This window comes from Dyella sp. 01L423, assembly GCF_056399945.1.
Genome location: NZ_JBFTSI010000002.1, coordinates 138,346 through 156,974, shown reverse-complemented (window position 1 = coordinate 156,974; position 18,629 = coordinate 138,346). Strand labels below are relative to the sequence as shown.

The 18,629-nt window shown below is 61.8% G+C and carries 18 protein-coding genes and 1 tRNA gene; 17 read left to right on the top strand and 2 right to left on the bottom strand.

Annotated elements, in window-relative coordinates:
* The first annotated feature begins 84 nt into the window (after positions 1–84).
* The 17 genes from AC1DMY_RS07285 to AC1DMY_RS07205 all read left to right on the top strand — a co-directional run bounded on the left by AC1DMY_RS07285 (position 85) and on the right by AC1DMY_RS07205 (position 17,200).
* Complete coding sequence (locus tag AC1DMY_RS07285) at positions 85–1,485, top strand: FAD-dependent oxidoreductase (protein ID WP_477164322.1); 1,401 nt, start codon at positions 85–87, stop codon at positions 1,483–1,485.
* On the top strand, positions 1,478–1,897 hold the full coding sequence (locus tag AC1DMY_RS07280) for a DUF3293 domain-containing protein (RefSeq protein ID WP_477164321.1): 420 nt from the start codon (positions 1,478–1,480) through the stop codon (positions 1,895–1,897). The genes AC1DMY_RS07285 and AC1DMY_RS07280 overlap by 8 nt, the downstream gene beginning before the upstream one ends.
* Before the next feature lie 101 nt (positions 1,898–1,998).
* Positions 1,999–2,637 carry a cytochrome c biogenesis heme-transporting ATPase CcmA gene (ccmA, locus tag AC1DMY_RS07275; RefSeq protein WP_441604011.1) on the top strand — a complete coding sequence of 213 codons (639 nt, stop codon included), beginning with the start codon at positions 1,999–2,001 and terminating at the stop codon, positions 2,635–2,637.
* Positions 2,634–3,320, top strand: a complete 687-nt coding sequence (gene ccmB, locus AC1DMY_RS07270) for a heme exporter protein CcmB (protein WP_441604010.1) — start codon at positions 2,634–2,636, stop codon at positions 3,318–3,320. Before ccmA ends, ccmB begins: the two co-directional genes overlap by 4 nt.
* A gap of 4 nt (positions 3,321–3,324) precedes the next feature.
* Entirely contained in the window at positions 3,325–4,083 is a 759-nt protein-coding gene (locus AC1DMY_RS07265; RefSeq protein ID WP_477164320.1) for a heme ABC transporter permease, read from the top strand.
* Positions 4,080–4,265: a heme exporter protein CcmD gene (gene ccmD / locus AC1DMY_RS07260; protein ID WP_477164319.1), complete on the top strand. Its 186-nt coding sequence runs from the start codon at positions 4,080–4,082 to the stop codon at positions 4,263–4,265. Before AC1DMY_RS07265 ends, ccmD begins: the two co-directional genes overlap by 4 nt.
* A gap of 21 nt (positions 4,266–4,286) precedes the next feature.
* Entirely contained in the window at positions 4,287–4,754 is a 468-nt protein-coding gene (gene ccmE, locus AC1DMY_RS07255; protein ID WP_477164318.1) for a cytochrome c maturation protein CcmE, read from the top strand.
* Complete coding sequence (locus AC1DMY_RS07250; protein WP_477164317.1) at positions 4,751–6,724, top strand: heme lyase CcmF/NrfE family subunit; 1,974 nt, start codon at positions 4,751–4,753, stop codon at positions 6,722–6,724. Before ccmE ends, AC1DMY_RS07250 begins: the two co-directional genes overlap by 4 nt.
* Complete coding sequence (locus tag AC1DMY_RS07245; protein WP_477164316.1) at positions 6,721–7,263, top strand: DsbE family thiol:disulfide interchange protein; 543 nt, start codon at positions 6,721–6,723, stop codon at positions 7,261–7,263. Before AC1DMY_RS07250 ends, AC1DMY_RS07245 begins: the two co-directional genes overlap by 4 nt.
* On the top strand, positions 7,260–7,778 hold the full coding sequence (locus AC1DMY_RS07240) for a cytochrome c-type biogenesis protein (protein WP_477164315.1): 519 nt from the start codon (positions 7,260–7,262) through the stop codon (positions 7,776–7,778). Before AC1DMY_RS07245 ends, AC1DMY_RS07240 begins: the two co-directional genes overlap by 4 nt.
* Positions 7,775–8,815: a tetratricopeptide repeat protein gene (locus AC1DMY_RS07235; RefSeq protein ID WP_477164314.1), complete on the top strand. Its 1,041-nt coding sequence runs from the start codon at positions 7,775–7,777 to the stop codon at positions 8,813–8,815. The genes AC1DMY_RS07240 and AC1DMY_RS07235 overlap by 4 nt, the downstream gene beginning before the upstream one ends.
* Positions 8,812–9,915, top strand: a complete 1,104-nt coding sequence (metX, locus tag AC1DMY_RS07230) for a homoserine O-acetyltransferase MetX (protein WP_477164313.1) — start codon at positions 8,812–8,814, stop codon at positions 9,913–9,915. Before AC1DMY_RS07235 ends, metX begins: the two co-directional genes overlap by 4 nt.
* Before the next feature lie 67 nt (positions 9,916–9,982).
* On the top strand, positions 9,983–10,561 hold the full coding sequence (locus tag AC1DMY_RS07225; protein WP_477164312.1) for a cysteine dioxygenase family protein: 579 nt from the start codon (positions 9,983–9,985) through the stop codon (positions 10,559–10,561).
* 25 nt (positions 10,562–10,586) lie between these two features.
* Positions 10,587–10,672, top strand: a tRNA-Leu gene (locus AC1DMY_RS07220).
* A gap of 1,155 nt (positions 10,673–11,827) precedes the next feature.
* Positions 11,828–12,969 (top strand): IS3 family transposase gene (locus AC1DMY_RS07215; RefSeq protein WP_477164311.1). Its coding sequence is split into 2 segments (ribosomal slippage): positions 11,828–12,065 and positions 12,065–12,969, totalling 1,143 coding nucleotides; the frame shifts between segments, so codons are not numbered across the junction.
* Between the two features lie 1,176 nt (positions 12,970–14,145).
* Positions 14,146–16,818 (top strand): RHS repeat-associated core domain-containing protein, encoded by a 2,673-nt coding sequence (locus AC1DMY_RS07210; protein ID WP_477164310.1) that lies wholly within the window; start codon positions 14,146–14,148, stop codon positions 16,816–16,818.
* The gene (locus AC1DMY_RS07205; protein ID WP_477164309.1) at positions 16,805–17,200 is read left to right on the top strand and encodes a hypothetical protein; all 396 of its coding nucleotides are present in this window, start codon (positions 16,805–16,807) and stop codon (positions 17,198–17,200) included. Before AC1DMY_RS07210 ends, AC1DMY_RS07205 begins: the two co-directional genes overlap by 14 nt.
* A gap of 32 nt (positions 17,201–17,232) precedes the next feature.
* On the opposite strand, the gene AC1DMY_RS07200 is transcribed toward AC1DMY_RS07205, so the two are convergent.
* Together AC1DMY_RS07200 and AC1DMY_RS07195 are read right to left on the bottom strand one after the other, a co-directional pair.
* Entirely contained in the window at positions 17,233–17,928 is a 696-nt protein-coding gene (locus tag AC1DMY_RS07200; protein ID WP_477164308.1) for a transposase, read from the bottom strand.
* A gap of 38 nt (positions 17,929–17,966) precedes the next feature.
* Positions 17,967–18,473, bottom strand: a complete 507-nt coding sequence (locus tag AC1DMY_RS07195; RefSeq protein WP_477164307.1) for a DUF2968 domain-containing protein — start codon at positions 18,471–18,473, stop codon at positions 17,967–17,969.
* Between the last annotated feature and the right edge of the window lie 156 nt (positions 18,474–18,629).

The window sequence follows — 18,629 nt, the reverse complement described above, 5'->3', positions numbered from 1 at the left end:
GCCTTGCCGCACTGCGCATCGCCCACCCGCCCGCGACACGCTACTCTCAGCCCTTTAAGCGTTGCGACCTGACAGCGGGACTCCATGGCGAAGCACCTCACTCTTATCGGCGGCGGCCTGGTCGGCGCCTTGCTGGCGCAGCAATTGGCGGGACGCGGTTTCGCCGTCGACGTCTTCGAAAAACGCCCTGACCCGCGCGTCGCCGGCTTCACCGGCGGTCGCTCGATCAATCTCGCGCTGGCCGAGCGCGGCCTGCAGGCGCTGCGCGAAGCTGGACTCGCAGGCGACGTGCTGCAGCGTGCGGTGATGATGCGCGGTCGCATGGTGCACACCACCGACGGGCGCTCCGGCCTGCAACGCTACGGCGTGGACGACAGCGAAGTGATCTGGTCCGTCTCGCGCGGCGCGCTCAATATGTTGTTGCTGGACGCTGCCGAAGCCGCGGGCGTCAAGTTCCATTTCGGACAGTCGTTGGCGCATGCCGATTTCGATCGGCAGCGCCTGCAGTTGGTCGACGAGCAAGGCGTGACGCGCGAGCTCGACGCGCCCATCGTGATCGGCGCCGATGGCGCGGGCTCGTCACTGCGTGCAGCGATGAACGCGTACTCGCCGCTGGGTGAGCGGGTGGAATCGCTGGGCCACGCGTACAAGGAGCTGGAAATCCCGCCCGCCGGCGGGCTCGGCGACGAACTGATCAACCGCAGCGGTGGCCACGACCAGTTCGCGCTGGAACCGCATGCGCTGCATATCTGGCCGCGCGGGGGCTATATGTGCATCGCGCTGCCCAACACCGAGGGCAGCTTTACCGTCACTTTGTTCCTGCCGGCTCAGGGTCCGCATCCCAGCTTCGCCACGCTGGGCGACGCCAGTCATGCGCGTGCGTTCTTCGAGCAGGACTTCCCCGATCTGCTGCCGCTGATTCCGGATTTCGCCAACGACTATGACGGCCATCCGGTCGGCACGCTGTCCACGCTGTATCTGGAGCGCTGGCACTTGGACGGTCGAGCGCTGCTGATCGGCGATGCCGCGCACGCCATCGTGCCGTTCCACGGCCAGGGCATGAACTGCGGCTTTGAAGACACCGTGGTGCTCGCCTCATTGCTGGCCGAATCGCCGGACGACACCGCCGACGTGTTCGCCCAATTCCAGCGCATCCGCCAGCCGAACAGCGACGCCATCGCCGCGATGGCGCTGGAAAATTACGTGGAAATGCGCGACTCGGTGGCCGATCCGCATTATCTCGCCAAGCGTGCATTGGGCGCCCTGCTGGCCGAGCGCGCACCGGAACATTTCATGGCGCGCTATCGCATGGTCACCTTCACGCATCTGCCGTACGCGTATGCCTATGAACGCGGGCGTGCGCAGGACGTGCTGCTGGACCAGCTGCTGCGTGGCTCGGCCGATGCCGCATCAGTCGATCTGAATGCCGCCGTCGTCGCCCTGCGCGCCACGCTTCCCGCCCTGCCCGATCTGCGGCATGGATGAGGCCCTGCTTGCCGCGTACCGGGCCACCGATTATCGGGTGCGCCTGGCGCGCGGCGGCTGGGTGACCATCCGCATCGATCAGCCGTTGCCAGGGGAACTGCGCGATCCAGCGGGGAACTTGCCTTGGGGTTTCATCACGGCATGGAACCCGTTTTCCAAACCCTTGCCACGCCCGGACAACTGGATCGCCCAGCGCGCCCTGCTGGCTGCGCTGCGCGCCCTGCCCGAAACCGCGGTCATTCGCCCAGGACTGGGCATCAACCGCGACGGCTCATGGAAAGAGGCCAGCCTTTGGGTGGTCGGACCGGGGGTACCAGCACTCGACGCGCTGGCCCAGCGATTTGGACAAGTGGGCTACGTCCACGGCGAAGGCGCGATGCCGGCCCACCTGCGTCTCGCACCGCAGGGATAAGCCATGCCCGCCACGCCAGAAATGCACCCTGATATCGCTGATTGGGCTGGCGGCACCCCGCCGCATGGACAAGCCTGCCGGGCATTGCGGACAATCGAGGAATGACCGCTTCCACCGCCGTCGCTCCGCCTCTGCTCGAGGCCCGGGCGCTCTCGTTTTACCGCCAGGACGAACCCGTGTTCGGCCCGCTGGACTTCTGCCTCCACGAGGGTGAAGTGGCCTTGGTGGAAGGCGACAACGGCAGCGGCAAGACCACCTTGCTGCGCATCCTCGCCGGTTTGCTGCATATCGACGAAGGTTCGCTGGAATGGCGCGGCCAGGCGTGGCGACGCGACGAACACCTGGGCGACACGCAATTCCTCGGCCACCACCTGGGCCTGAAGTCCGATCTCAGCGCGCGGGAGAACCTGGCCGTTGCCGCCGGCCTGTATGGCGCACGCGATGGGCGCAGCGTCGATGGCGTGCTCGCCGACATCGGCCTCGCCGGCTACGAAGACGAGCCTGTGCGGCGACTTTCCGCGGGTCAGAAAAAACGTGCCGCGCTCGCGCGCCTGCTGTTGCTGCCGGCCACGCTGTGGCTGCTGGACGAACCGTACGCCAACCTCGATCGCACCGGCATCGAACTGGTCAATCGCCTGCTCACCCAACATGCAGCGGAGGGCGGCGCCGCGCTGGTGACCAGCCATGGCGCGGTCAGTTTCCTCAATGGCGAGCCGAAACGGGTGCGCATGCACGCATGAATCACGCGCCGCTCGGACCCGCCTGCGTCGCCGTCCTGCGCCGCGATCTCACCCTGGCCTGGCGTCGTCGTGGCGATATCGTCATGCCAGTGCTGTATGCGCTGATCGTCATCACGCTGTTTCCATTCGCCCTGGGACCGGAGGAAGCGCTGCTGCAGCGGATTGCCGGCGGCGCGGTGCTGGTGACCATGCTGCTGGCCATGCTGCTGGCCCTCGATGCGATGTTTCGCAGCGATATCGAAGACGGATCGCTGGAACAACTCATCCTTTCACCCCAGCCGCTGGCACTCATGCTTGGCATGAAAATTCTTGCGCACTGGATCACCACGGCTTTGCCGCTCATCGTCATCGCGCCTTTACTGGCGGGCATGCTGCATTTGCCGACCGCAGTGATGCCGGTGCTGGTTTACGCGCTGCTGCTCTCCACGCCGTTGCTGAGCCTGCTCGGCGCGGTGCTGGTGGCGCTCACGGCCGGCAGCAGGCGCTCTGGTATGCTGCTGGCGCTGATGCTGCTGCCGCTGTGCGTACCCGTGGTGATCTTTGCCGCCGGCGCTGTCGCCGCGGCTCAACAAGGGCTGCCGTGGCTCGCGCCCATCGCCTGGCTGGGCGCCGCGCTGGTCATGGCCCTGGTGCTTGCCCCCCTGGCGTGCGCCACCGCCCTCCGCATAGCTCTGGACGCATAAGACAATGGCCAACTGGATACCCTTGTGGGTACACAAGCTCAGCTCGCCACCGAACTTCTATCGGTTTGCCGGCACGCTGCGACCCTGGGCCCTGGGCCTCGCCCTGTTGACGGGTGCGGTTGCGCTGTATGGCGGCCTGGTGCTTGCCCCCGCCGATTATCAGCAAGGTGACGCCTACCGCATCATCTTCATCCACGTGCCCTGCGCATGGATGAGCCTGTTCATCTACGGATTGATGGCGGTGGCTTCGTTTATTTCGCTGGTATGGCGCATCAAGCTGGCCGAAGTGGTGGCGATGGAATCGGCGCCGATCGGCGCGGCCTTCACCTTCGTCACACTGGTCACCGGTTCGCTGTGGGGCAAGCCGATGTGGGGCACCTGGTGGACGTGGGATGCACGCCTCACCTCCGAACTCGTGCTGCTGTTCCTTTATCTGGGCGTGATCGGCCTGTATCACTCCTTCGAAGATCGCCGCCAGGGCGCGCGCGCCGCAGCCTTCCTCGCCATCATCGGCATCATCAATGTGCCGATCGTGCATTTCTCGGTGAACTGGTGGAACACGCTGCACCAGGGCTCCACGATTCGCATCCTCGGCCCGTCGAAGATCAGCACCGCCATGCTGTGGCCCCTGCTCACCATGATGGCCGCCACCAAGTTCTATTACGTCGCCAGCCTGTTCGGTCGCGTGTGCACTGATCTGCTGTCGCTGGAAAGCGGCAAGGATTGGGTGAAGCAAATCGCACAGCGCGAGGGACAGGCATGAGCGCGTTCTTCGCCATGGGTGGCTACGCCATGTACGTATGGCCTGCCTACGCGGTGTTCTTCATCGTGCTGATCGCCGACTACATCAATCCGTGGCTGCGCCGCCGCCGCAACCTGCGCGAGCTGCGCGGTCGCATGGCGCGCCAGGCGGCACGCCAGCAACGCAACCCTACAGCGCCCTAAGACGCACCTACGCGAATGAGCATGAACCCCACACGCAAGCGCAGGCTTACCATCGTTCTACTCGTGATAGCCGCCGCCCTGGTCGCGGTGGCGCTGATCGTGTTCGCCCTGCAGCAGAACATGAATTACCTGTTCACGCCGAGCCAGGTGCAGACCGGCCAAGCCACCAGTTACAAGACCTTCCGCCTTGGCGGCATGGTCAAATCCGGTTCGATCCAGCGCAGCAAGGAATCGCTGAAGGTCACCTTCACCGTGGTCGATGCGAGCGGCTCGATGCCGGTCGAATACACCGGCATCCTGCCCGACCTGTTTCGCGACAACCAATCGGTGATCGCCACCGGCCACATGGACAACGCCCGCTTCATCGCCACCGAAGTGCTGGCCAAGCATGACGAAACCTATATGCCCAAAGAGCTGAAGGACGCCATGGCCAAGGCCCACGAAGGGAAGAAAGTGAACGAGGAAGTCGGACAGGACAAACCGCAATGACGCCCGAACTTGGCCAACTCGCGCTGATCCTCGCGCTGCTGCTCGCGCTTGCACAAGGTGTGCTGCCGCTGATCGGCGGATGGACCGGAAGCCGCGCACTGATGTCGGTGGCGCGCCCTGCCGCGGCGGGACAAGCGGTGTTCGTGTCGCTCGCGTTCGGATTGCTGGTGTGGTCGTTCCTGTCGTTCGACTTCTCGGTGCAGTATGTCGCCGACAACTCCAACCTCGCGTTGCCGTGGTACTACCGCGTCGCCGCCGTATGGGGCGCGCACGAAGGTTCGCTGCTGTTGTGGATCTTCATCCTCAACCTGTGGACCCTCGCGCTTGCTGTGCTGAGCCGCAACCTGCCCGAGGTGTTCGTGGCGCGCGTGCTCGGCGTGTTGGGCCTCGTTGCCGTCGGCTTCCTCGCCTTCATCATCTTCACGTCCAATCCGTTTGCGCGCCTGTTGCCGATGCCGCCCGATGGCGGCGATCTCAACCCGGTGCTGCAGGATCCGGGCATGACCTTCCACCCGCCCGTGCTCTACATGGGCTACGTCGGCTTCTCCGTCGCGTTCGCGTTCTCCATCGCAGCGCTGTTGGGTGGCGAACTGGAACAGGCCTGGGTGCGCTGGGCGCGTCCGTGGACCAACGTGGCATGGGGCTTCCTCACCGCCGGCATCGTCGCGGGCAGCTGGTGGGCGTATGCCGAGCTTGGCTGGGGCGGCTGGTGGTTCTGGGATCCGGTGGAGAATGCGAGCTTCATGCCGTGGCTCATCGGCGCGGCCTTGATTCACGCGCAGGCCGTGACGGAAAAGCGCGGTGGCCTACGTGCCTGGACCATCCTGCTTTCCATCTTCGCGTTCTCGCTTTCGCTGCTGGGTACGTTCCTGGTCCGTTCGGGCGTGCTCACCTCGGTGCATGCGTTCGCTTCCGATCCGCGTCGCGGCCTGTTTATCCTGTGCTTCCTCGCCATCGTGGTGGGCGGTTCGCTGCTGCTCTATGCGATACGCGCACCGAAAGTGGCTGGCGGCAAGCCGTTTGCCGTGGTGTCGCGCGAAACAGCCATCCTTATCGGCAACCTGATGTTCACCGTGGCCGCGGCCATGGTGCTCCTCGGCACCTTGTTCCCCTTGCTCGGCGATGCGCTGAATCTCGGCAAGATTTCGGTGGGCCCGCCGTATTTCGGTTTCCTGTTCACCCTGCTGATGCTGCCTGTGGTGCTGCTGCTGCCGTTCGGCCCGTACCTGCGCTGGGGCAAGAGCGATGTGCCGGTACTGAAGAAGGTGATGTGGCGTGCAGGTCTTGCGGCCATCGCCTGCGCCATCGTCGCGGCATTTGTCACCAGTGGCGAGAGCAAGGCGATTGCCGGCACCGCGGCGGCCGTGTGGTGCTGCTTCGGCACGCTGCTTTACGTCTTCAAGCGTTGGCGCGAGATGCCCGCCGGCCGACGTTATCCCGCCGAGATGGCCGGCATGCTGCTCGCCCATTTCGGCGCGGGCGTGTTCCTTGCCGGTGTGTTGCTCACCAATGCGCTGAGCGTGGAGCGTGACGTGCGCGTGGCGCCGGGCCAGACCGAAAGCATCGGCGGCTACGAATTCCGTTTCGACGGCGTGCAGCACACGCAAGGCCCAAACTGGCAAGGTGACCAAGGCACGGTCACCGTGACGCGCAACGGCAGCACCGTCGCCGTGATGCATCCGCAGAAACGCACCTACCTGCGCGGCCAGGTACAGACGGAGTCGGCGATCAACCCCGGCCTTTTCCGTGATCTGTATGTGGCACTCGGTGAGCCGATGGATGCGAAGCAGCCGGAAGGCGCGTGGGCGCTGCGCCTCTACGACAAGCCCTTTGTGCGCTGGATCTGGGCGGGCGGCCTGTTGATGATGCTGGGCGGTTTCTTTGCCGCGGCCGATCGCCGTTTCCGCACCAAGCGCGTGGCCGAGACGGCAACGATTCCCGCAGCCACCTTGCAGGAGTCGCGCGCATGAGCCGCCTGATTCCCTTCTTCGGCTTTCTGCTTCTGGTGGCCTTGTTCGGCTTCGGCATCTGGTGGAACACCCAGCACGACCAGCGCGAAGTGCCTTCGCCGTTGATCAACAAACCTGCACCGGCGTTCGTGCTGCCCAAGCTCGACGATCCCGCGCAGACCGTCAGCCGCGACGCCATGCTTGGCAAGCCCTACCTGATCAACGTATTCGCCAGCTGGTGCATCGCCTGCGGCGAAGAACATCCCGTGCTGATGACCGAAGGCAAGACCATCGGCGTGCCGGTCGTGGGTTACAACTACAAAGATGCGCCGGAAGATGCCAAGGACTGGCTGGCCAAGCACGGCAACCCGTACGACATGATCATCGTTGATCGCGAAGGGCGCACCGCGATTGATTTTGGCGTGTATGGCGCGCCGGAAAGTTTTCTGGTCGATGGCAAGGGCGTGATCCGCTACAAGCGCATCGGGCCGCTGACGCCCGAGGTTATTGCGAAGGAATTGAAGCCCGCCATTATGGCGTTGTCCAAGGAACAGCCATGATCCGCCGCTTTTTTGTGGGAGCGCACCCTGTGCGCGACAATCCTACGAAGCGGCCAGTCTGGCGTCGCGCACAGGGTGCGCTCCCACAGGTTCTGCTGTTGTTCTTCGTCGCCAGCATCGCCTTCGCCCAGGCCATCGATCCGCTTCCGTTCAAGGATCACGCCCAGGAAGTCCGCTTCCAAAGCCTCACGCGCGAACTGCGTTGCCTGGTCTGCCAGAACGAAAACCTCGCCGACTCCAACGCCGACCTCGCACGCGATCTACGCCACGAAGTGTTCAACCTGATGCAACAGGGCAAGAGCGACGAGGAGATCAAGCAATACCTGGTCGATCGCTATTCCGATTTCGTGTTGTATGACCCACCGGTGAAAACCAGCACGCTGCTGCTGTGGTTTGGACCATTGGTGATCTTGCTGGCCGGTGCGGCCGTGGTGGTGGTGACGGTGCGTCGGCGCGGTCGCGCTGCGGGCACCGCCGCCAACGACAAGCCGACCGATGAAGGGGACGACTGGTGAGGCTGGCTTTTTATCTGATCGCCGCGGCGATGATCGTTGCGGCGCTGTTGCTCGTTTTGCTGCCCTTGGTGCGTCACGGACGCCGACTCGGCCGCCCGCGCGGCGTCTTTGCGCTCGCCATGATCGTGGCGTTCTCCCTGCCGCTGGCGGCGATCGGCCTTTACCTCGCGGTAGGCACGCCTGTCGTACTCGATGGTGTGCCCAAAGCCGACGCCGGCATGAGCATCGACCAGGCGGTCGACGAGTTGAACGCGCACCTCGTGCAGAAACCGGACGACCTGCAGGGCTGGATGCTGCTGGGCCAGACCTATAGCGTGATGCACCGCGCCGCCGATGCACGCCATGCGTACGACGAAGCCCTGCGCATCGATCCCGACAACAGTGTCGCCATGGTCGGCTGGGCCGAAGCCGATTCGCTGCTGCGCGAGGATCACCGCATCGACGGCCGCGCGCAGGAGCTGCTCGAACGCGCCGTGAAGCTCGACCCGCAAAGCCAGCGCGGTATGTGGCTGCTCGGCATCAGCCAGTTCCAGCACGATCAATACGCGCAAGCCGCCGCCACCTGGCGCCAGTTGCAGCCGCAGCTGGATCCGGATTCCAACGTGGCCAAGGCCGTGGCCGAGCAAATCGCCGTCGCCGATGCGCGAGTGAACGGCGCGGGCAAGACCACGCCAGAAACGCCCGCCGCGCAGCCGTCGCTGCAAGTGCAGGTGGCGCTCTCGCCGGCGCTCAAGAGCAAGCTTGCGGCAGGCGATACGCTATTCGTCTACGCGCGCGCCGAGCACGGTCCGCCGATGCCGCTGGCCGTGGCCAAGCTGGACGCCAACGCCCTGCCCGCCACCGTCACCTTGAACGATACGATGGGCATGACGCCGCAACTCAAACTATCCTCGGTGCCACGCGTGTTCGTGGGCGCCCGCATCAGCAAGAGCGGCCAGGCCATCGCCCAGCCGGGCGACCTGGAGGGCGATGCCGGCGTGGTCGCGGTGAGCACGCAAGCGCCGATCAAGATCAGCATCGACAAGGTTCACGAATGACACACGACGCCCGCCGCTACTGCGCCCTGCCCTCGCCCTTCGCGATGAAACGGGGTGGAGCATTGCGCGAGGCCAGCGTGGCGTACGAAACCTGGGGCGAGTTGAACAGCGCGCGCGACAACGCCGTGCTTATCCTCACCGGCCTCTCCCCCAGCGCGCACGCCGCGTCCAATGCGGAAGATCCGTCCGACGGCTGGTGGGAAGCCATGATCGGCCCGGGCAAGGCGATCGACAGCTCGCGCTGGTTCGTCATCTGCGTGAACTCGCTGGGCAGCGATAAGGGCTCGACCTGTGCCCGGTCGATCAACCCGGCCACGGGCGAGGCCTATCGCCTGGACTTTCCCGAGCTGTCGCTGGAAGACGTGGCCAACGCCGCGCACGTCGCCGTCCAAAGCCTCGGCATCGAACAACTCGCCTGCCTGATCGGCTGCTCCATGGGCGGCATGAGCGCGCTGGCTTACATGGTTCTGCACCCCGGCAGCGTGCGCGCGCACATCAGCGTGGACACCGCCCCGCAGGCACAGCCGTTCGCGATTGCCATCCGCTCGTTGCAGCGCGAAGCCATCCGGCTCGATCCGCACTGGAACAACGGCCACTACGCCGATGACGACTATCCCGTCGACGGCATGAGCATCGCGCGCAAGCTCGGCGTGATCACTTACCGCTCCGCGATGGAATGGAACGGTCGCTTTGCGCGCATCCGGCTCGATCCCGAGCAGCGCGACGACAATCCGTTCGGTCTCGAATTCGAAGTGGAGTCCTACCTCGAAGGACACGCGCAACGCTTCGTGCACACCTTCGACCCGAACAGTTATTTGTATCTTTCGCGTGCCAGCGACTGGTTCGACATGGCCGAGTACGGCAACGGCAACGTGATGGAAGGCCTCAAGCGCATCGGCGTGGAAAAGGCCATGGTGATCGGCGTGAGCACCGACATCCTGTTCCCGCTGGAACAGCAGGAGCAGATTGCCGACGGCCTGCGCGCGGCTGGCGCCGCAGTGGAATTCGTCGCGCTCAATTCGCCGCAGGGACATGATGCATTCCTGGTTGACATCCCCAACTACAGCCGCGCCATAGGCGGCTTCCTCGGCGGACTCTGAACGAGCCGCCTGCGGCGCTCCGCCGGCGCTGCTAAGATGGCCTCGTAGCACGAACCTCGAGAACACCATGCTTACCCTGGACTTCCCCGGCTCCCGCAAGCTCATCGACGCCATCGACGCGGCCGTGTCTCAGGACACCACGCGCGCCGTCACCGACAGCCTGCGCAACAGCCTGTGCAGCCTCATCCGCAGCCAGCAGGTGACGCTTCCCGAGTGCGTCTTCGAGACCGCCGAGGGGCGTTACGCCCGCCGCGAGCTCTACCGCAGCGAGGATCTCGGCTACTGCGTGGTCGCCATGACCTGGGGACCCGGCCAGGGCACCCCGATCCATGACCACTGCGGCATGTGGTGCGTGGAAGGCGTCTGGAGCGGCGCGCTTGAAGTGGTCCAGTACGAGCGCCTCGCCGACGAAGACGGCAACTACTGCTTCCAGCCCGTGGGCTCGATCCAGGCCGGCCCCGGCTCCGCCGGCAGCCTGATCCCGCCCCACGAGTACCACACCATCCGCAACCCCAGCGACGACGCCGTCGCCGTGAGCCTGCACATCTATTCGGGCGCCATGACCCACTGCGCCGTGTTCCAGCCCCTGGGCCACAACCAGTACCAGCGCTCCGACCGCCAACTGGGGCTCGACCCGGTCCACTGAACCCGGCATAATGCGTCGCTGCAATGCCGGTGTGGCGGAATGGTAGACGCGGTGGACTCAAAATCCACTGGCAGCGATGTCGTGTAGGTTCGAGTCCTATCACCGGTACCAGATTTGATTTCAAAGAAAAGGCCCGACTATGTCGGGCCTTTTTCTTTGATGGCGCCTGTCGGGCTTTTAGTCCCGGGCCTCTGTCGGTCGCGGCGTAAGCCCACTCGGACCCCGGGTTTCAACCTGCGTTGGCTATAGATAACCGATTCGTACTTCCGCTAACCGACGATGCTCTCGTGGCATTGGGCTGAACGGCGCCCTGAATTACGTCTATAGATACAGGCACAGATAGTTGATATCCGAGTTCCTAATTAGCCGTCGGGTCAAGGTCGTCCTCAAGTTCATATTGAACGATGGCATATGACTGTCTCTGCCTTAAGGAATACCGCTGCCCAAACGTGACTCAAGTCACGATTGCCGCGTAGTCACCTTCAGGTGTCGTTTGCTACAACGTCTAGTGCCGAAACAACCGCGCATATCGACAACTTGGATGTCTTTGGGGGAAACAATGCTGACTATTTTTGGCAGGAGCCTCAGGCTGTCTATTGCACAGCGCGCCCTTCTAACCCTGCTCCTTTCTCTCTTCACAACACTGGCTATTGCGGTCGATGTGGACTGTTCGCTGAGCACCGTTCGATGCATTGATCCTATGGTCGGAACGGCTGACTATGTTTGGGGCGGATACATCGTCAATGTGCACTTTTCGAGCTTTGAAGCTGCAGTAGCGGACGTAGAGGCTAGGCTCAATCATGCCTATGCCCCGTGTACGCTCACATACTGGACCAGCAATCAGTTCGCCTCGTTATCCTCCACATCAATGGCGAACGGCATCACGAATGGGGGGGATTCCAACAACGGATGGGTCGTCTACACATCCATGGGGCGCTGGTATGGCATCAGATGGTGGCAGGCAGGCGGAGCCACGCTCTCGAACGGCCCTGGATGTAGTGGCACGCTGTCCTTCCCACCAAACATTCAGGTCGGCCGACAGCTTTCATGCCCGCAAGGCTTTGCCCAAGGAGCTACAACGTGCTACATGACGAATACAGCAACGAGCAGGCAACCCGATAAAAGTCGTAAACCAGGATGTAACGAATGCCGCCCGTCCATCAAAGATCCCGTGGATGTTGCTGACGGTTTCATGTGGCAGATTGAATCGCCCAGGGTTCCGTAGACACCTCGCAGCCATAAACTATGGCTTAGGCGGAGGTGGTTATGAGTTCAACGCGTTACACCGATGAATTTAAGATCGAGGCGGTCCGGCAGATCGTCGAGTACGGGCGTCCAGTAGCAGAGGTTGCCGAGCGTCTGGGCGTGTCGATTCACAGCCTGTATGGCTGGAAGCGTCAGCAAGGCAAGGGCGAAGTTGGCCGGCGCGTCGAGCAGGATCAGAGCGCGGAGGTGCGTCGTCTCAAGGCGGAGTTACGCCGCGTCACTGAAGAGCGAGACATCCTAAAAAAAGCCGCCGCGTACTTTGCCAAGGGGTGAGAGCAAAGTACGCCTTCATGAAGCAGCATGCAGATCTGTTCGGACTGGCGGCGATGTGCCGGATGCTGGGCGTCCATCGCAGCGGCTACTACGCGTGGCGTCAAGGACCAGCAAGCGCTCGCGAGCGAGACGACCAGCGACTGCTCGGGCTGATCAAACACAGCTGGTTGGAAAGTGGCTCTGTGTATGGTCATCGCAAGATCACCACAGATCTGCGTGAGCTTGGCGAGACGTGTAGTCGTCATCGCGTAGCGCGCTTGATGAAGAGCGAGGGGCTACGGGCCATGGTGGGCTACGGGCGTCGACCACGACCATTGAATGGTCCAGCAGGGTCAGTGGCTAGCAACGTCTTGGCTCGCGGCTTCAAGGTCAGCGAACCCAATCGCGCATGGGTCACGGACATCACCTATATCCGCACTTATGACGGCTTCCTGTATTTGGCGGTGGTGCTCGATTTGTTCTCACGCCAAATCGTTGGTTGGGCAACCCGGCCAACGCAGCACACCGACCTGGTTCTGCAGGCTTTGTTAGCTGCAGTGTGGCGTCGCAAGCCCGGCCCCGGCCTGCTTCTGCACTCCGACCAGGGAACGCAATTCACCAGTGAAGACTGGCAAAGCTTTCTGCGTGAGCACGACATCGTGTGCAGTATGAGTCGGCGAGGGAACTGCCATGACAACGCAGCGATGGAGAGTTTCTTCCAGCTGCTGAAGCGTGAGCGGATCAAGCGTCGGATCTACAGCAACCATGACGAGGCACGCGCTGATGTCTTCCAATACATCGAGATGTTCTACAACCCGAAACGACGACACAGTTCCAACAACGGGCTATCCCCGATAGAGTTCGAGAAGCGGTACGCACTAAACGGCTGACGACTGTCTACAAAACTCTGGGCGATTCATACTGATGTCCACAGTGTCCTATCCCAAGCAACCGACGAGACTGAAGCGACCCTCAACTGGACGTATTTTGACGAGGACACGGGAGACACCGAAGTCTACGACCATTCGGGGAAGCTCGTGCGAATCACGCACAGAAGCGGACGTGCTCTAACTCTCAACTATGATCCGACTACCAGCCTTCTTCTGACGGTTGTCGATGACTTTGGTCGCAGACTTACGTTCAATTACTACACCCAATCAAATGGGCTCACGGGGACGATCCAGTCAGTAACCGATAGCCAGGGGAATGTTTGGACGTACACCTATGATTCGTCGTACCTCTCAAAGGTGACTTATCCCGACGGATCATCTGTAACGTACCACTATGAAAGCCCGGGGCTAACAGTTCTCACCGGATGGGGTTATTCACCGGCAGGGGGCTCCGAGTCTCGCTTTTCTTGGTTCACATACGATAGCCAGGGCCGGGTATCGCAAACCTACGAGGCTGGTAACGTTAACCAAGCAAGCTTCGTATACAACAGCGACGGCAGCGTAAAGGTGACCGACCAGGTTTCCTCTGCGGGGACGCGATCACGCTTATATTCGTTTGGCATCCAACAGGGAGTTGCCAAACTTACAGGCATGTCGGGTGCATGCGGAGCCGATTGCCCCATTCAATCCGCAGGCTACGATGGCAACGGTAATCAGACGACGGCGACGGACTCCAATGGAACTACGACGAACAGAACCTTCAGTTCTGACGGTGCAGGCCTAATTACCCAAGTCGTTCAGTCGGCGGGACGAGCAGAACAACGCACAATTCAGACAGACTGGGATGAAGCACTCCGTCTTCCTTTTGAACACCGAACTCTGAACGTTGCTGGCGCCCTAGTCGATAAGAAAGATTGGGTCTATAACGCCTCCGGCTGGAACACTGCCCTTTGCCACGTTGACTCAACGATCAATGGCGCGATCAGTTACTCGTGCGGTAGCTCCGCTAGTGCACCCGACGGCGTACGCCAATCTCGCTACACCTACTGCACCGCCACTGACACCACACAGTGCCCGCTCATCGGCCTACTGCTATCCGTCGATGGTCCGCGCACCGATGTCTCCGACACCACCAACTACAGCTACCACCTATCTACAGACGAGTCCGGTTGCGGCATGGCAGGCGGCGCTTGCCATCGCGCAGGTGACCTCTACCAGGTGACCAACGCACTGGGCCAAGTCACGACGCTTGTGGCTTACGACAAGAACGGCCGCGTCGTGCGTCAGTCGGACGTCAATGGGGTCATCACAGACCTCACCTATAGTCCACGCGGCTGGCTATTGACGCGCACAATGCGCGCCAACACCAACGGCACGCCCTCTTCCGGCGATGCCGTCACCACCATCGGTTACACGCCTTATGGTTCGGTGGCATCGATCACGGACGCCGACGGCGTCACCGTGAACTACACCTACGACGCCGCCCATCGCCTCACCGACATCACCGATGCCTTGGGCGATCGCATCCACTACACACTGGATGCGGCGGGCAACAAGACGCAGGAACAGACGTTCGATCCCAGCGGCACAGTCCGTCGCACGCTGTCGCGCACGTACAACACACTGGGCCAGCTCACCAAGGTGACGGATGGCCTGAGCCATGCCGTGTTCAACGCCACCTATAGCGACAGCTACGACGCCAACGGCAACCTGGTGCACACCGCCGATGCGCTGGGCGTACAACGCAAACAGGGTTATGACGGGCTGAATCGCCTGGTCAGCACCATCGACAACTACAACGGCACCGATACCGCCACGCAGAACACGCAAAGCGTGTTTGCCTACGACGCCAATGATCGACTCGAAGGCGTGGGCGACCCGGACGGACTCAACACCACCTACAGCTACGACGGCCTGGGCAACGCGACCGGCGTACAGAGTCCCGACACCGGCGCCACGGGATACATCTACGACGCCGCCGGCAACGTCACGCAGCGCACGGACGCCAAAGGCACGGTGAGCAACAGCACCTACGATGCGCTCAACCGTCGCACCGCCACCACCTATGCCGACGGCACGCTCAACGTGGCCTACGGCTACGACGAGCCCAACAGCGTCACCGGCTGCCCGGCCTCCTACCCGACCGGCCGCCTCACCCGCATCATCGAGACCGCCGTCACCACGATCTACTGCTATGACGCGCGTGGCAACGTCACGCGCAAGAGCCAGACGCAGGGCACGGTCACCGACATCACCGCCTACGGTTACACCCTGGCCGACCGCCTTGCCAGCACGCTGACGCCGTCGGGCACGTCCATCCAGTACAGCCGCGACGCTGCTGGGCGTATCAGTGGCGTCACCGTTCTGCCGCCGGGTACCAGCGGCGCGGGGGCCGGCAACGTGGTCACTGCCATCAGTTACCTGCCCCTTGGGCCTATCGCCAGCTACACGCTGGGCAATGGTCAGACGATCACGCGCACCTATGACGCCAACTACGCGCTCACTGACGTAGTGAGCCCGGCGCTCAACTTGCACTTCGCCCGCGATGCGATGGGCAATATCACCGCCTTGGGCAATGCACCGGGCGCAAATCCGGCCGTGGAGAACTACAGCTATGACCCGCTGTATCGCCTAACGGGGTTGACTGATGGCAATGGCAATGTGGAAGAGGCGTACACGTATAGCAAGACTGGTGACCGGCTGAGCAAGACCGCTAGCGGACTCTCCACTGGTATCTACAGCTACCAGCCCGGAACGCATCACCTAACCAGCATTGGCAATGCCTCCAGAGCGTATGACGCCAACGGGAACACAACGGGCAGCATAGTGGGCGGCGATACGTTTGGCTTCGGCTACAACGGTCGCCACCGTATGACAGTGGCGCAGCGAGACGGAAGCACTGTTGGCACGTATACGTACAATGCCCTTGGGGAACGCACGGCCAAGGTGGTGACGTTCCCTGTCGCCAGTAGCCAGCGTTTTGCGTACGACGAAGTGAGTCAGCTGCTTGGTGAATACGGTAGCGCCTCGCGCGACTACATCTGGCTTGGGAACCTGCCGGTCGCCGTGGTGGATACCGGAAGTGGCGCCAGCTTGGTGAGCTATGTGCATGCCGACGGACTGGGTACGCCCAGGGCGGTCACGGATGCGGCAGGGTCCGCTATCTGGCAGCTTGCGTATCTGGGGAGTGCGTTTGGGGAGCAGCAGCCATCGAGCTCGGGGAGCTTCACCTATAGCCTGCGCTTCCCCGGCCAGTACTACGACGCCGAGAGTGGCTTGAATTACAACGTCCATCGAAACTTTGAGCCCGCGACGGGGCGTTATATCCAGAGCGACCCAGTTGGGATGTTTGGAGGTCAAGCCAGTACATTCGCGTATACAGCTTCGAATCCACTGCAATGGACGGACCCCCAAGGCTTAGTTCTGTTTCCTTGGGAATCACCAGTCTATGTAGAAGGAGGAACTTCGGAGCAGCAGCAGCAAGTAATCGATTCTGTCAATGCCATTTTCAGCACGCCGCGCGGGTCGCAGTTGCTGGATGACATAAAGGGCCCTTGGTACAAACACGGAAGCCCAAAGACGATCATGATTACGGGTGACTACCGAGTTGAGACTCCCTACCTGGGTGCCGATGAAATTCACATAGACCCGCGCTTCAATCGATGCTTCAACTCCACTCAAGGCCCCATGCGGGGGTCCCTGACTAGATTTATTGCACATGAACTAGGCCACGCGGTGGAAGGCACTGACGACGATGGTCCCGGCAGGATGAACAACGTCATACAAAACGAAAACCCGATCATGAATGCTCTCGGCGAGCCTTCCAGGACTAGCTATGAATATCACTAAAATCTTACATACCCGCCTCGGGCTGATCATATTGATCCCATTGGCCGTGGCGGGTTGCTCAAGCAGGGATGCAACTTGCCAGGCAAAGATTGATGTGTTGAAACCATTAATGGGACGCGACTCTCACGCTGATGTTCAGCAGGCACTGAAGGCTCACGATCTTAGGTTTCTCGGGATCTATGACTTCTCCGTTGACGTACCGGGTATGGATGCACACAAGGATGCCGTCAGAGAACGGGGGGTAAAAATGATAGATGGAACCACTGACGCTCCGTGCGATGAAGAGCACGGCAAAATGATCAAAGATGTTCGTAGGTATGCCGAGTCATATAACCTGGAGCTTTTCAGTATCCTGTCTGGCGAGGCAGGAATCACTAAGTAACCGACAGCCAAAACTGGGGTCAGAGTACACATTTAGGAGCATGACTCCTTGCGCGGCCGGCCCATCTTGGCCGGTCCCACGCGGCGCGCTAGTTGCGCTTCGATTGCGTCGCGGAATCGATGGGTTCCGAGCGCATACTGTCGCTGAACATGACCGCGAATAGCCTCGAGGTCATCCTCAGAGAGAGCCTCCGCTACGAGTGCGCGATAAGCGGCGCACCGTTCTTCCTGGGACACGCCAAGTGCCAAATAGTTGGCGTGAGGGCGTAGCAGGATGCTTTGCATCCCCTCGGCATTGCTCCGATAGCTGGACCATCGATACTCGGCGGGCGTGGCGACCATGCATGCCCGCACTGGATTGAGTTCGATATAGCGATAGCAACGCAGGAGGTAGCTATCGCTGTCGACGAGGCACGACTTGTACCGGCCCTCCCACAAAGTACCGCTGCGGCGATACTGGTCGTTGATATATCGTACATAGCGCCGCCCCAGTGACTGCATGATTCGTGCGATCTGGCCCGGCAAAGACGGCGTGGCAAGTAAATGCACGTGATTGGTCATCAGCACGTAGGCATGGATTTGGCATCCTTCACGAGAACAGATCTCCCGAAGATCCATTAGATATCGTTGGTAGTCTTGCTCTGTGAAAAAGCATGGTTGCCGATCGTTACCGCGCTGAACGATGTGTTGCGGGATATCGGGCAGATCGACGCGAGGTTGTCGGGCCATGGCAGACACCATAAGTCGGAGCTTTCATGGTCAACCAATCAAGGCACCATACATGCCGGCTCAGATCGTCCGATCACGAAGGAAAAGTGCACTCTGACCCCAGTTTCCATGTTGGCGGCGTCGAGTTGGACGCGGCGTACTTCGCTGCGGCCGCGGTGATTGACTTTCGCCACGAAATCTTCAAAGGCTTTTTCGGCGGCGTCGAAGTCGGAGGACTTCATCGCTCGCCACAATAAGTCGTCCATGTAGATCGCGGCGTAGAACTTCAGCGTCGCGCCATGGAATAAAAGTCGTACGGAGTGGCTGAAGCTGTGCAGCTCGCGCACTTGCGTCACTGTGTCCTGATGGACCAGTGCTTCGACTTCTTCGACGTCAGCCACCTCGACGATATCGCCTTCGGCGTCATGGCGCGGCCACACGCGATGTGCCAGCCCCGGGCTTGCGATATCGCCATGGTCGTGGACAGCCAGCGCGTCGGCATGCGCGTCGGCGATGACGATGTCGTCCTCGTCGTCGCCGCGAAACACCACGGCAAACTCCCTCATCGATGATGTTTCACTCATGACTGCCTCTGTGCACGACGGCGTAGCGCTGGACCACCGACCCACTCCCGGCTTCGCTCGAGGAAGAACGGGCGAGCGATGAGGGCTGCCATCACGGGCGGCTCCATGCTCGCTGGAGGCATCGCCCGTGGACGGGGT